This is a genomic window from Rhizobium sp. WSM1274, from assembly GCF_025200775.1.
Taxonomy (GTDB): domain Bacteria; phylum Pseudomonadota; class Alphaproteobacteria; order Rhizobiales; family Rhizobiaceae; genus Rhizobium; species Rhizobium leguminosarum_I.
In genome coordinates this window covers 2,231,064-2,244,900 of the sequence record NZ_CP104138.1, presented here as the reverse complement: position 1 = coordinate 2,244,900, position 13,837 = coordinate 2,231,064, and the positions used below count along the sequence as shown (strand labels likewise).

The window sequence follows — 13,837 nt, the reverse complement described above, 5'->3', positions numbered from 1 at the left end:
TCTGTGATCGTCAGTCGATCGCGATTGCGTAGTTCTCGATCACCGTGTTGGCGAGCAATTTTTCGCACATGGCCTTGAGGTCGGCCTCGGCCTTGCCCTTGTCGGCTCCTTCCAGCTCCAGGTCGAAGACCTTGCCCTGTCTTACATGGCCGACGCCCGAGAAGCCGAGGGCGCCAAGCGCACCCTCGATAGCCTTGCCCTGCGGATCGAGAACGCCGTTTTTCAGCGTGACGGTGACACGAGCCTTGATCACTTTGTCTTTCCTGCCTTACTTGACGAGAACCGGGCCGGTGCCGCGCACAGGCTCGTTTTCATTGATGATGCCGAGACGGCGCGCAACTTCGGAATAGGCTTCGAGCAGCCCGCCGAGGTCGCGGCGGAAGCGATCCTTATCCATCTTCTCGTGGGTTTCGATATCCCAGAGCCGGCAGCTGTCCGGCGAGATTTCGTCGGCGAGGATGATGCGCATCATATCGCCTTCGAAGAGGCGGCCGCATTCGATCTTGAAATCGACGAGCTGGATGCCGACGCCGAGGAAGAGGCCGGTCATGAAGTCGTTCACGCGGATGGCAAGCGCCATGATGTCATCGAGTTCAGCGGGGTTTGCCCAGCCGAAGGCGGTGATGTGCTCTTCGGAGACCATCGGATCGTCGAGCGCGTCGGACTTGTAATAGAATTCGATGATCGAGCGCGGCAGCACGACGCCTTCGTCGATGCCAAGGCGCTTGGCGAGAGAACCGGCCGCGACATTGCGCACGACGATCTCCAGCGGGATCATCTCTACTTCCTTGATCAACTGCTCGCGCATGTTGAGCCGGCGGATAAAATGAGTAGGGATGCCGATCTTGTTCAGATGGCTGAAGATATATTCGCAGATGCGGTTGTTGAGGACGCCCTTGCCATCGATGACTTCGTGCTTCTTCTTGTTGAAGGCGGTGGCATCGTCCTTGAAGAACTGGATCAAAGTGCCCGGTTCCGGGCCTTCATACAGAATCTTTGCCTTGCCCTCGTAGATACGGCGGCGACGGTTCATCGTGGTCATTCTCTATTGTTGGCGCTCTTGGGATAGCGCGAGTGGATCGATCTCGTGGCGTCCCCTTAAAGGAAAAGAGAGGGTTTCACAATCCGCCTGTCGCTCCTTCCCTGGTTTCCAGATTTCGTGGCCCCGGTTTCCAGATTTCGCGGTCCCGGTTTCCGATTTTACGGAATACTGCCAAGAGAATCGAATGAATTCGCGAGAGGAGTTTAGCGCCTTTTCCTCTACGGTGGAATGAAGGCGAAATGGCGGGCCGCTTATGCAGGTTTTTATTTGGCGGCTCTGCCTGGCAGCGCGCGGCGAAGCTGCGTCTGCAGCGCGCGAGCGGCGGTTTGCCCGTGGCGCCAGCTTCCGGCGCGGATGAAGGAGGGGATCTGCATGGCCGGCATCGGCCGGGCGAGCGCGTAGCCCTGCAGCGTGTCACAGTCGAGTTCTTCGAGAATCCGGATATGATCCGCCGTTTCGACACCCTCGGCGATGACGAGGATATCAAGCGAGCGGCCGATATCGATGATCGAGCCGACGAGTTTGCGCTGCTCGGCCGATTGCGGCAGCATGCGGATCAGCTCGCGGTCGATCTTCAGCGTCTTCGGGCTCAATCGCAGCAGGCTGACGATCGAGGCATGGCCAGTACCGAAATCGTCGATCTGGATGTCGATGCCGAGCTTGCGCAGCTTTTTCAGGTTGGCGGCCACCGCCTCGTCGCAATCGTCGAGCGAGATCGATTCCAGCAGTTCGAAGGAGAATGTGCCGGGCTTGATCTTCAAGGCGCGAAGCTTCTTGCCCAGATCGGGATCGGCGAGCCGCCTGGCGGAGACGTTGACCGATATCTTCGGAATCGGTAGCCCGTCCTTCAGCCACGCCTTCCTGTCGGCAATGGCGCGCTCCAAGATGAGGGCGTCGATAGTCGAGACGACGTCGAGATCCTCGGCGATATCGAGGAAGCGGTCGGGCGTCAGCAGCCCGTGCACCGGGTGCTGCCAGCGGGCAAGCGTTTCGACACCGGTGACATCCAGCGTGCGGGCATCGAACTGCAGCTGGTAGAAGGGCACGAATTCGTTGCATTCGAGGCCGACCAGGATCTCGTCGGCGAGATGCTTGGCGGAAATGATATCGCGGCGGGCCGAGGCCGAGAAGAATTCGAAGCGATTGCGGCCGAGGCCCTTGGCGCGATAGAGGGCGATATCGGCGTCGAGCAGTATCTGCTTGGCGTCGAGCTTCGGTCCGCTGTCGATGGCGATGCCGACGCTGGCGCCGAAACGGCAGTCGTGCCCCTCATATCTGACCGGTTTGCGCAATTCGCGGATAAGACGTTCGGCAAGGCCGCCGATCTTCTTCGACGCGGGATCGACGGCGCAGAGGATGACGAATTCATCACCGCCAATGCGAGCGACAAAATCGGCGGCGCGGACGGAATTCCTCAGCACGCTGGCGGCATGCTGCAGCATGGCGTCGCCGGCCCGATGGCCGAGCGTGTCGTTGATCTGCTTGAAGCGGTCGAGATCGATATGCAGGATCGCCAGTGCCGCGCCCTTGGCCTGGCATTCGGCCGAACGCTCGCCCAGCATCTTGTCGAGATAGCGGCGGTTCGGAAGGCCGGTGAGGTAATCGTGCAGCGCCAAGTGCTCGATGCTCTCCTTGGCGGCTTCGAGCTCGCGGTTGCGCGCCTCGGCCAGATCCTTGGCGCGCTGCAGCTCGTTGCGGAGCGCGACTTCCTCGGTGACGTCCCAGTTGGCGCCAATCAGCTTGCGGTGGCCGTTGCCATCGATGAAGAAGGCCGAGCGGGCGCGGATGACACGTTCGACGCCGTCGCCGCGGATGATGCGGTATTCCTGCTGGAAATCGCGGCCGCTTTCGACGCTGCGATCGGATAAGCCAAGCACGCGCTCGCGATCGTCGGGATGCAGGCTTTTCGCCCAGGCGTCGCTGGCGATCTGGCGCGAGGCGCCCTGCAGCCCGTAAATGGCGATAAGGCGATCGTCCCATTCGACGCTATCATGCTCGATATCGGCCTCGAAGACGCCGATGCGGGAAACCTCCAGCGCCAGATCGAGCCGGCGCGACAAACGCGACAGCGTCTCCTCGGCCTGCTTGCGGGCGGTGATATCCGTATCCGTGCCGATGATGCGCGTCGGCACGCCGTTCTCGTCCCATTCGACGCAGGCGCCGCGACACTCGATCCAGACCCAGTGACCGTCCTTGTGACGCTCGCGATATTCGAAGATCTGGTAATCGGGATCGCCGGCGTTCTGTCGGTCAATAGCGTGGACGACGAAATCGCGATCGTCGGGATGGACGAGCTGCAGCCAGGCGTCGTAATCGCCGTCGGCTTCCTCGTCGGGCGCCATGCCGCGAATGGTTTTCCATGTCGGCGAGTAATATTTCGTGTCGAGACGGTAATTGTGATCCCATACGCCAAGGCCGGAGCCAACGAGCGCATGGTTCCAGCGGCTTTCGCGCTCGGCCGGATCGGAATCGTCGGCTGCTCCATTGCCGATGCCTGTCTCGGCCGCTGCGGCATAGCCGTGCGGATCACCGGCCTCTGGATGGGCTTTCTTCACGGGCATTCTCGCTTACTTCACCTCGGTGCAGTCTGCTGTCATTCCATTAAGAAAGACTTAGAAAGCACTTGCTCAACAAGCGGGATGGCGCCTTTTCCTCGATTAGGCAGGGAGCCGGCCGAGGAACTGGGCAAAGACCATGGTGCCTTCGGGCCATGGGCCGTGACCGGAATCGGCATTGATATGACCGGCCTCGCCGGCATCGACGAGGAAGGAGCCCCAGCTGCTGGCGACATCGTCGGCATGATCGTAGCTGCCGAACGGATCGTTGCGGCTGGCGACGGTGATCGACGGGAAGGGCAGCGGGTCGCGCGGATAGGGGCCGAATGTCATCAGGTGTTTCGGGCGGATGTCGGGATTGGCGACATCGGGCGGGGCGACGAGAAAGGCGCCGGCCACGGGCTTGCGGAAATGCGGGATGGCGTGGATCACCGAGGGTACGCCCAGCGAGTGGGCGACGAGAACGACCGGACGGGTCGAGGCGTTCACCTCCTCGGCGATGCGGGCGATCCAGTCCTCGCGCACCGGCTTCGTCCATTCGGCCTGTTCGACGCGCCGCGCCGTGCTGAGCTTTGCCTCCCAGCGGCTCTGCCAGTGGCCCGGGCCGGAATTGGTGTAACCGGGGATGATGAGGATATCTGCGTCTGAGGCTTTCATGATGCCGCCGATGTGAGAAAGCTGGTCCAAGATGTCAAGAGGGGAATGTCAAGGGAGGGAGCGACACGGGCCGTGAAAGTTGCTATATTCCTCCAGTGCCGGTTGCGGATTTCGTGTCGGCTTGCCCGCCGATGCTGTCCGCCGCCGATCAGGTCTCGGCTGAGGAGGAGAAAGCCATGGCGGCATTTCACGTCATGACGGGTGCAAGCGAAAGCTTCGCGCGGCCCGTTGTCAATCGCATCGGTATCGCTGACGTTTTCGACGCGCTGAAGCGCGGATATGAAGATTTCATGGAGAAACCGTCCCATTATGTGTTCCTGTGCCTGATGTACCCGATCGCCGGCGTCTTCCTGACGCTATGGACCTCGGGCGCCAACCTTTTACCGATGGTCTTCCCGCTGATGGCGGGTTTCGTGCTGATCGGCCCGATCGCGGCGATCGGCCTCTATGAGATCAGCCGCCGGCGCGAGGCCGGCCTCGACGCGTCGTGGACGCATGCACTCGAGGTGCGCCATTCGCCGGCGCTGCCGTCGATTGTGGGGGTCGGGCTGATGCTCTTGGGCCTCTTCGTCGTCTGGCTGGTGACGGCGCAGACGCTCTACATCAACCTGCTCGGCGAGGTCTTTCCGCGCAGCATGGCGGATTTCTTCCGCCAGGTCTTCGGCACGTCAGAGGGCATGCAGCTGATCATCTGGGGCAATCTCATCGGCTTCGTCTTTGCGCTCGTCGTGCTGGCGATAACCGTCATCACCTTTCCACTGCTGCTCGACCGCGATGTCGGGGCGGTGGCGGCCGTCACAGCGTCGATCCGCGCGACGATTCTCAATCCGGTGCCGGTGCTGCTCTGGGGCCTGATCGTCGCCGCGCTGCTCGTCATCGGCACGATCCCGGTCTTTGCCGGGCTTGCGCTCGTCATCCCGATCCTCGGCCATGCGACCTGGCATCTCTATCGCAAGCTGATTGCGCGGGAAGCGACCGCATAACCACGGCCTTGCCTGCGGCGAATTCCGGACCCCCGGGGGAATATCGGATCCCTGGGGGAACCTCGAACCTGCCTCGGAGTTTGTTTAGCCGAGAGCGTGATGTCGTCGACATCATGGTCCGGAGGCCTCGAGGGAGGATTGCAGAGGTGACGATGAAGCATCTGTTCGCCCAGTTCGCAACAAAGGTATCGGAATGGGCGGGCAAACCCGTCATCTTCATCCTGGCACTGATCGTGGTCGTTATCTGGGCGGCACTCGGCCCCTTCTTCGACTATTCGGAAACCTGGCAGCTGATCATCAATACCGGCACGACGATCATCACCTTCCTGATGGTTTTCGTGCTGCAGAACGCCCAGACGCGCGACACGCGGGCGATCCAGGCCAAGCTCAACGAAATCATCCTGACCAGCCATGCCGAGAACCGTTTCATCGGCATCGAGAATCTCGAGGAGGAGGAGCTGAAGCACCTCAACCACCTGGTCGCCAAGGCCGCAAAGGGCAGGGGCGAGACGGAGGCCTGCAGGACATCGGAGGCAGCGAATGCGGCACCGCCGAAAAAGGCGGATGCACCTAAGCGCTCTGTGGCTGCCAAGGCGTCGAAGCAGAAGCAGCGGCCACTTGAGAAAAATTGAATCGCTAAATACAGTTCCAAGACGATGAGTTCGTATTGCGTAGGGAAGATGGTCGATTCCGAACTAAGAGAGCCCAGACTGAGCTGTTCTTTCAGGCCTATCTGCTTGGAATAACGGTTGGTCATCTGCCATTTTTCTTCGGAGATCTGGCCATGGGCACTTTGATCGCGAAGTTTATTTTCTCGCTTCCCTTCATTTTTATATTGTTTATTTCCTATCGTATTAAATATATCGAAATGAATTCGCGGGCGTGTTTCTGGGCGTTTATTGTTTTATTGGCACGCTGTCTTTGATTGCAGCAGTGTTTCTGTCGTTGTCTGGTTTCGGAGAAAAAGAGCTCGTCTTTTTGTTGTTCGTTTTGGCCTACTGCCTTCCTTCTATCCTCGTCGACTGTATCGCGTTCCCAATTATGTTGAGGCTGCGGGTAAGGAGAAACCAGCTAATAAATAACAACAGCGAGATATGTTGAAGACGGCGCCGAGCAGGGGCGCCGTCACTGCGTTGACCGCGACCCTCAAGCCGTCCCAAAGACCCGGCGGAAGATCGTATTGACATGCTTGGTATGATAGCCGAGGTCGAACTTCTCCCGAATATCCTCTTCCGACAGTGCAGCGCGGACCTCCGCATCCGCCAGCAGCTCTTCCAGAAAATCCTTGCCCTGTTCCCAGACCTTCATGGCGTTGCGCTGCACGAGGCGATAGGCATCCTCGCGGGAGGTGCCGGCCTGGGTCAGCGCCAGCAGGACGCGCTGCGAGTGGACGAGGCCGTGGAATTTGTTGAGGTTCTTTTCCATATTTTCGGGATAGACCAGCAGCTTTTCGATGACGCCGGCGAGCCGCGAAAGTGCGAAATCCAGCGTCACGGTGGCATCGGGGCCGATCATGCGCTCGACCGAGGAGTGGGAGATATCGCGCTCGTGCCAGAGGGCGACGTTTTCCATTGCCGGCATGGCGTAGGAGCGGACCATGCGGGCGAGGCCGGTCAGGTTTTCGGTCAGAACCGGGTTGCGCTTGTGCGGCATGGCAGAGGAGCCCTTCTGGCCAGGCGAGAAATATTCCTCGGCTTCCAGCACCTCGGTGCGCTGCAGGTGGCGGATCTCGGTTGCCAGCCGCTCGATCGACGAGGCGACGACGCCGAGCGTGGCGAAATACATCGCGTGGCGGTCGCGCGGGATGACCTGTGTCGAGACCGGCTCGGCCTTCAAGCCGAGCGCTTCGGCGACATGTTCTTCGACGCGCGGATCGATATTGGCGAAGGTGCCGACGGCGCCCGATATGGCGCAGGTCGCGACTTCCTCGCGGGCGGCGACGAGGCGCTGGCGGCAGCGCTCGAATTCGGCATAGGCGAGCGCCAGCTTGACGCCGAAGGTGGTGGGCTCGGCATGGATGCCGTGCGAACGGCCGATGGTGACGGTGTCCTTGTGTTCGAAGGCGCGGTTTTTCAGTGCTTCGAGCAGCCGGTCGATATCGGCAAGCAGGATGTCGGTGGCGCGGACCAGCTGAACGTTGAAGCAGGTGTCGAGCACGTCGGACGAGGTCATGCCCTGGTGGACGAAGCGCGCATCCGGGCCGACGATCTCGGCGAGATGGGTGAGGAAGGCGATGACGTCATGCTTGGTGACAGCCTCGATCTCATCGATGCGGTCGACATCGAAGGTGGCGGCGCCGCCTTTTTCCCAGATCGTCTTTGCCGCCGATTTCGGGATGACGCCGAGTTCGGCCAGCGCGTCGCAGGCATGCGCCTCGATCTCGAACCAGATGCGGAACTTGGTTTCGGGAGACCAGATGGCGACCATTTCGGGCCGGGAATAACGCGGGATCATGGGCGGCTGCCTTCACTTCGAGAGGTTTGTTAGCGCCCCTGTAGCAAAGACGGGCGGCAATCTCAACGCATGCGTTTGGCAAGATGATAGCTGCTTGCGACAAGACAGACGAGGCCGAGCGGCAGGAAGAGGCGCAGGCCGATCACCAGGAACTGGTAGACGGCGCTGATACTGGTGAAGACGAACTGGAAGGCCCAGACGATACTGCCGAAGGGCGCGTGCCAGCGCGAATAGAAGATCCGGTATTCCATGGCGAAGAGGAAGGCGGTCATCAGGATCGTAGCTGCGGTCAACGTCACGAAAAAAGCGGCAAAACGCGCTTCCGGCGGCCTGCCATAGGCAAGGAAGCGGGCAACCGGCAGGGCGAACGGCCAGGCCAACAGGCCGCCGGCGAAATAAAGTGCTGTCACCTCGGCAAGGCGGCCCGTCTGCAGGCCGTTGCGCAGGTAAAGGCCGAGCATGGCGGCGGCGAGCATCTGCATGCCCCAAAGCAACGCGCCGGCGATCAGATCGGGGTAGGGCGGCCATGCAGCTCTTAGACGATCTATCCGGGGGCGATCCATGCTTAGGGATGAACAGGAACGGCGATCCAGCGGCCGTTCCTTGTCGCATCGAAGGCCAGGACGAGGGCGATGTGAACCTGGTTTCCGCCTTCCGGCTGATAGACCACCGCGCCGCCGATCCGGTATTCGACCGAGCACGTGCGCTCGGCCGGAACCGTGCTGGCCTGGCGCGCCGCCTGCCGGTTCGGAGCGCCTTCCTTTTCGATCATCTGCAGGCTGAAGCCGATGACGCGTTTATCGATCGCGGCGCAATCCTTCGGCGTCGGCACCGGCATCTCGCCGAGCGAGAGCGTATAGGGCGCCTTCGGCGGACCGTCGGTCGCAAGCGTCGTGTAGCGGATCGTCTTCGAAGGCGAGCCGAGTTCGGTCGGTGGATTGAAGGCGGCGATCAGGCCGGGATTGGTCAACAGATCGTATTTGTCCATCTGGCTGCGCGCCGCCGTCAGGTTCTGCCGCCGCGCCTTGGAGAGATTGGCGTCCTTATCGGTCAGTTCGGTGCGGAAGGGTGTGCCCTCGAGATAGTGGCCGTCTTCGGTATCGACGAAATAAGTGTTGGAGTAGGGGACGCTCTGCTTGATGCCGAATTCCTGGAATCCGAAAACCTTGCCGTCAGCGGAAAAACCGATCGGCTGGATATTGGCGATGTCGCCGGCAAGTGACAGGCCGGGCAGGCCGGCAAATGCTGCGGCAATGATGCCGCCGATGATGAGACGCTTCTTCATGCTCGTGCCCCTTCGGCTGCCTGACGCAGATCGGCGACGGTCCGGCGGTAATCCTCGACCGTATCGCCCTTGAAAATTGCCGAGCCGGCGACGAGGACGTTGCCGCCCGCCCGCGCGATATCAGGCGCCGTTTCCACCGTGACGCCGCCGTCGACCTCGAGTTCGATCGGCCGATCACCGATCAGTGACTTCGCCGCCGCGATCTTCTTCGCCATCGCCGGAATGAACTTCTGCCCGCCGAAACCGGGATTGACCGACATGATCAGGATGAGGTCGACATCGTCGAGCACGTTCTCGATGGCGCTGAGCGGTGTCGCCGGATTGATCGTCACGCCGACCTTCTTGCCGAGGTTGCGGACAGTCTGCAGCGAGCGGTGCAGATGCGGTCCGGCTTCGGTATGGACGGTGATGCGGTCGCAGCCGGCCTTGGCGAAGGCTTCGAGATAGTCGTCGACCGGCGAGATCATCAGGTGGCAGTCGAACGTGGCTGATGTATAGGAGCGCAACGACTTGATGACATCGGGGCCGAAGGAGATGTTCGGCACGAAATGCCCGTCCATCACGTCGAGATGGATCCAGTCGGCGCCGGCGGCCGTCACGTCGCGCACCTCCTCGCCGAGCCTGGCGAAATCCGCTGCGAGGATCGAGGGGGCAATGCGAATGGGCAGCGTCATCAAAACTACTCCGTATAGGGCGCGCGATTTCACTGCGGCGCCAGAATTCAAAGCTGGCGGCCGCTGCTCATTGCGTCGGCGCCGCAGGTGGAAAAAAGCCGTTGCCCCGCCATTCGAGCAGGCGGTAGGGATTTTGCGAAAGTTCATGCGCACCGGTGAAGGCAATAGCGCCGACCGGCGTCTGGAATGTCGTGCCGAGAAGCGTCTCCTGGAGGGGCTTGCCCGCCGCAACGGCGGCTTGCCCGGCCTGGCCGGCAATGAGGGCGGCGGCCAGCGACGGCAGGACATAACCTTCCGGCTCGACGCCTTTGGCATGCAGCGCGCCGGCAGCAGCCGTGCCTTCCGGCAGGGTAGCGTATTCGGGCAGGGCGACGGCGCGCACGCCTGAATTCAGCGGCAGCGGCTGGTCGGCAGCGCGCATGGCATCGCCGCCGAGGATGGAAAGCTGGATGTTCTCGGCCTTGGCGTCGCGGGCGATGACGGCGACGTCGTTGCGGTCGCCGCCGATGAAGACCCTGGTGGCGCCGGCCCGTTTCAGGCGGCGGACCAGGGCAATCTGCTGCTCCTGTCCCGGACGGTAGGTATCGGTAAAGACCGGCTTCAGGCCGTTCTGCTCCAGCGCATTGCGCACCGATTCCGTTAGTTCGCGGCCATGAATGGTGCCGTCCTCGATCAGGGCGATCGGATCGGCGGCCCAGTCCTTCAGGATCACCTCAATGATCTTTGCTGCCTCGGCGCCGTCGGCGGGCGCCGCCCGGAAGAGCGGCCAGCCGTTCTTCAATGCATCCTCCATCAGGATGCGGGAGCGCACGGAGACGGTGATCGCGGGAATGCTGGCGTCCTTCAGCTTCGGCAGCGCGCCTTCGAGCGTTTCGCTGCAGAGAAAGCCGATCGCGACCTGCACCTTGGCGCTGACAAGCGCGTCGGCAACCGCAGCACCGCTATTGTCTTCGCAGGTCTCGTTGATGGCGACCAGAGTATTTCCCGACTGCTGGATCTCGAAGCCGGCGCCCGAGGCAATCTGGGCGCCGAGGAGGGCGAGCGGGCCGTTCTGAGGAGCGACGACGCCGATCGTCACGCCAGCCGCATGGCTTTCAGCCGCCGCTCCCAGCAGCGCCAGAAAAGCTGCTATGCCACGCAGGTTGATCATGAAAGGCGGACATCCCTAGCCATCGTCCATGCCCTTTTATCCGCAAGGCCGCGATCGTCAAAGAAAAACAAGCGCAACACGGCGCTTTTCACCGGTCCTATTGTAGAAAAGGTAACCGATGCTCGCCATATTGGCGCGATGGCAAAACAATCCAGGCAAAAAGCGCGCGCACGGAGAAGCAGGTGTTGAACAGGCAGCATATCGACCCCGGCCTGTATCGCGACGCCATGAGCCGTTATGCCGGCCATGTACAGCTCGTGACGACGGCGATGGAAGGCGTGCGCCGCGGCGTTACCATTACCGCCGCCTGCTCGGTCTCGGACAATCCGGCCTCGGTGCTGATCTGCCTCAACAACACCAATCCGAAAAACGAGATCTTTTTCCGCAGCGGCGTCTTCGTGCTGAACACGCTCGGCGCCCATCACCAGGCCGTTGCCGACGCTTTCTCCGGGCGCACCCCGCTTTCCAATGACGACCGCTTCGCCAGCGCCCGTTTCGACACACTCGTCACCGGCGCGCCGGTTCTCTTCGATGCGCTCGCCGCCTTCGATTGCCGGGTGACCGACATCAAGGAAATGCCGACGCACAATGTCGTCTTCGGTGAGGTCGCGGCCGTCCGCTTCAGCGAAAAACACCCGGCGCTCATCTATATGAACCGGGATTATCACGCGCTGTGATTTTCGCAGCGATCGAGATTTCAAGGGGATAGAGGATGGACAATGCCGGGATCGAGGAAATGTTTCAGGGGCTCGGGCCAGTCACGATCAAGCGCATGTTCGGCGGTAAAGGCATCTATCATCTCGGACGGATTATCGCGCTTGAAGTGCGCGACGAAATGCTGTTGAAGGCCGACGAGACGAGCGCGCCTGAATTTGCCGCCGCCGGAGCCACGCAATGGACCTATGAGGGCAAGAAGGGCAGGCCGGTAAAAATGCCCTACTGGTCGATCCCCGACGAGGCCTATGACGATCCCGATCTAATGGCGAAATGGGTGCGGCTTGCCTATGAGGCGTCGCTTCGCGCCGAATAGCTATTCGCCCCATGCTGCAGGCAAGGCTGCTATCGCGGCCTTGGTGAAGGCCGACAGCGGCTCGGGCAAATTGGTCAGGGGAAACCAGCCGAAATCCGAAAGCTTGTCCGGTTCGGTCAGTTGCGGCTCGCCCTCGATGTCGCGGGTGACATAGAGCAGAGAGATCCAGTGCTGGCGGTCGGCGTCGATGATCTGCTCGGTCATGCCGAGCCGTTCGACACGGCCGATCACGAGGCCGGTTTCTTCCTCGGCCTCGCGGCGAGCGGCTTGCTCCGCCGGCTCCATGTGATCGACCTTGCCGCCGACAATATTCCAGTAGCCGGCTTCAGGTGCGCGCAAGCGCTTGTAGAGAAGGATTTTGGCGTCGCGCAGAATTACCAGGCCTACGCCGAAGCCCGGAAAATCAAGGCCGGGCCTGCCCATTGGATGTTCAGGCCTTGGCGCTGCCGGCGATCAGCATGAAGGCCGGGATATCGTCGCCGAAGCCGACCGGGGTCGGGCCGTCGTCGTGGTCGCGATGACGGCGGCGGTCGCGGCTGTCATCATTTGCCGGGTAAGGCCGACTGTTACGCGCATTGTTCTGCGGCTTCTGCTCTGCTTTGCGCTCGTTCTTCACGATGTCGGCCTTTACTGGTGCTGCTTCAATCACGTCGACGCCATTATCCTGTATGTCGTTGTCAGATTTATGACTCGCGGCGGCGCGATTGCCGCGTCCGCGTCCACGATCCTTGTCGCCATTCTCTCTCGGCGCACGATCCCGGCCTGCACCATCTCTGGCGCCACGCTCGCGGCTGTTGCGGCGCGGGCGTTCGCTGTCCCGGCTGTCTTCTGCCGGCGGCGGCAGCGACGTCAGGTCACCGCTCAGCCATTCGACCTTTTCGCCGATCAGCTTCTCGATGGCATCGACGAACTTCGTGTCGCGCTTGGTGACGAGCGTAAAGGCGGCACCCGAGCGGCCGGCACGGCCGGTGCGGCCGATGCGGTGGACGTAATCCTCGGAATGGATCGGTACGTCGAAATTGAAGACGTGGCTGACATCAGGGATATCGAGGCCGCGGGCGGCGACGTCGGAAGCGACCAAAAGCTGGAGGTTGCCGTCACGGAAGCTCTGCAGCGTCATCGTGCGGGAACGCTGGTCCATGTCGCCATGCAGGGCGCCGACCGAGAAACCATGGCGTTCGAGCGAACGGAAGAGATCGGCGACATCCTTCTTGCGGTTGCAAAAGATGATGGCGTTCTTGAGCTCGGTCTGGGCGCGGACGAGTTCGCGCAGGACGGCGCGCTTTTCGTAATCCTTGCCGTGCGAGGCGACGAAACGCTGCGTCACGGTCGCTGCGGCGGAAGCCGGCTTTGCGACCTCGATGCGCTCGGGGTTCTGCAGGAAGCGGTCGGCGAGCTTCTGGATCTCCGACGGCATGGTTGCCGAGAAGAACAGCGTCTGGCGGGTGAACGGGATCATCTTGGCGATGCGTTCGATATCGGGGATGAAACCCATGTCGAGCATGCGGTCGGCCTCGTCGATGACAAGGATCTCGACGCCACTCATCAGGAGCTTGCCGCGCTCGAAATGGTCGAGCAGGCGGCCGGGCGTGCAGATCAGCACATCGGCGCCGCGCTCGAGCTTGCGGTCCTGGTCTTCGAAGGAAACGCCACCGATCAGGAGGGCGACGTTGAGGCGGTGGTTCTTGCCGTATTTCTCGAAATTCTCGGCGACCTGAGCGGCGAGTTCGCGCGTCGGTTCGAGAATCAGCGTGCGGGGCATGCGCGCACGCGCACGGCCCTTTTCGAGAAGCGACAGCATCGGCAGCACGAAGGATGCCGTCTTGCCAGTGCCGGTCTGCGCGATGCCGCAAATATCGCGGCGCTCGAGCGCAAACGGGATGGCTCCCGCCTGAATAGGCGTGGGGATCGTGTAGCCCGCATCCGTAACAGCGGATAGCACTTTTTGGCTCAAGCCAAGGTCAGCAAATTTCGTCAAAGGGAAAACTGTTTCCATTCAGGTTCGGC

15 protein-coding genes are annotated in these 13,837 nt (G+C 61.6%); 4 read left to right on the top strand and 11 right to left on the bottom strand.

Going from position 1 to position 13,837, the window contains the following annotated elements; translation table 11 throughout:
• Positions 1-10: 10 nt before the first annotated feature.
• The 4 genes from purS to N2600_RS11380 form a co-directional block, all read right to left on the bottom strand.
• Positions 11-253, bottom strand: coding sequence for a phosphoribosylformylglycinamidine synthase subunit PurS (gene purS / locus N2600_RS11395; protein WP_012757626.1), 243 nt, complete (start codon positions 251-253; stop codon positions 11-13).
• A gap of 15 nt (positions 254-268) precedes the next feature.
• Entirely contained in the window at positions 269-1,033 is a 765-nt protein-coding gene (gene purC, locus N2600_RS11390) for a phosphoribosylaminoimidazolesuccinocarboxamide synthase (protein WP_003540062.1), read from the bottom strand.
• Positions 1,034-1,305: 272 nt separating this feature from the next.
• Positions 1,306-3,603, bottom strand: coding sequence for a putative bifunctional diguanylate cyclase/phosphodiesterase (locus N2600_RS11385; protein WP_222385131.1), 2,298 nt, complete (start codon positions 3,601-3,603; stop codon positions 1,306-1,308).
• A 96-nt stretch (positions 3,604-3,699) separates the two neighbouring features.
• A complete protein-coding gene (locus tag N2600_RS11380; protein ID WP_170261483.1) occupies positions 3,700-4,254 on the bottom strand; it encodes an RBBP9/YdeN family alpha/beta hydrolase in 555 nt (184 codons plus the stop codon).
• 176 nt (positions 4,255-4,430) lie between these two features.
• Between N2600_RS11380 and N2600_RS11375 the strand changes: the two genes are divergently transcribed.
• Together N2600_RS11375 and N2600_RS11370 are read left to right on the top strand one after the other, a co-directional pair.
• A complete protein-coding gene (locus N2600_RS11375; RefSeq protein ID WP_222385129.1) occupies positions 4,431-5,237 on the top strand; it encodes a DUF2189 domain-containing protein in 807 nt (268 codons plus the stop codon).
• 152 nt (positions 5,238-5,389) lie between these two features.
• Positions 5,390-5,869, top strand: a complete 480-nt coding sequence (locus N2600_RS11370; RefSeq protein WP_222385128.1) for a low affinity iron permease family protein — start codon at positions 5,390-5,392, stop codon at positions 5,867-5,869.
• Positions 5,870-6,383: 514 nt separating this feature from the next.
• On the opposite strand, the gene purB is transcribed toward N2600_RS11370, so the two are convergent.
• The 5 genes from purB to N2600_RS11345 all read right to left on the bottom strand — a co-directional run bounded on the left by purB (position 6,384) and on the right by N2600_RS11345 (position 10,800).
• Positions 6,384-7,691, bottom strand: coding sequence for an adenylosuccinate lyase (purB, locus tag N2600_RS11365; RefSeq protein ID WP_222385127.1), 1,308 nt, complete (start codon positions 7,689-7,691; stop codon positions 6,384-6,386).
• Positions 7,692-7,753: 62 nt separating this feature from the next.
• Positions 7,754-8,254 carry a hypothetical protein gene (locus tag N2600_RS11360; RefSeq protein WP_222385125.1) on the bottom strand — a complete coding sequence of 167 codons (501 nt, stop codon included), beginning with the start codon at positions 8,252-8,254 and terminating at the stop codon, positions 7,754-7,756.
• A 2-nt stretch (positions 8,255-8,256) separates the two neighbouring features.
• Entirely contained in the window at positions 8,257-8,976 is a 720-nt protein-coding gene (locus N2600_RS11355) for a DUF2259 domain-containing protein (RefSeq protein WP_222385124.1), read from the bottom strand.
• Positions 8,973-9,650 (bottom strand): ribulose-phosphate 3-epimerase, encoded by a 678-nt coding sequence (gene rpe / locus N2600_RS11350; RefSeq protein WP_222385123.1) that lies wholly within the window; start codon positions 9,648-9,650, stop codon positions 8,973-8,975. The genes N2600_RS11355 and rpe overlap by 4 nt, the downstream gene beginning before the upstream one ends.
• 67 nt (positions 9,651-9,717) lie before the next feature.
• A complete protein-coding gene (locus N2600_RS11345) occupies positions 9,718-10,800 on the bottom strand; it encodes an ABC transporter substrate-binding protein (RefSeq protein WP_222385122.1) in 1,083 nt (360 codons plus the stop codon).
• 182 nt (positions 10,801-10,982) lie between these two features.
• Here N2600_RS11345 and N2600_RS11340 point away from each other — a divergent pair, with 182 nt between their 5' ends.
• A complete protein-coding gene (locus N2600_RS11340) occupies positions 10,983-11,477 on the top strand; it encodes a flavin reductase (protein ID WP_222385120.1) in 495 nt (164 codons plus the stop codon).
• 35 nt (positions 11,478-11,512) lie between these two features.
• Complete coding sequence (locus N2600_RS11335; protein ID WP_222385119.1) at positions 11,513-11,830, top strand: TfoX/Sxy family protein; 318 nt, start codon at positions 11,513-11,515, stop codon at positions 11,828-11,830.
• Here the strand turns inward: N2600_RS11335 and N2600_RS11330 are convergent, their stop codons facing one another.
• Both N2600_RS11330 and N2600_RS11325 read right to left on the bottom strand, forming a co-directional pair.
• On the bottom strand, positions 11,831-12,253 hold the full coding sequence (locus N2600_RS11330) for an NUDIX domain-containing protein (RefSeq protein WP_222385118.1): 423 nt from the start codon (positions 12,251-12,253) through the stop codon (positions 11,831-11,833).
• Between the two features lie 7 nt (positions 12,254-12,260).
• On the bottom strand, positions 12,261-13,826 hold the full coding sequence (locus N2600_RS11325; RefSeq protein WP_260298759.1) for a DEAD/DEAH box helicase: 1,566 nt from the start codon (positions 13,824-13,826) through the stop codon (positions 12,261-12,263).
• Positions 13,827-13,837: the final 11 nt, after the last annotated feature.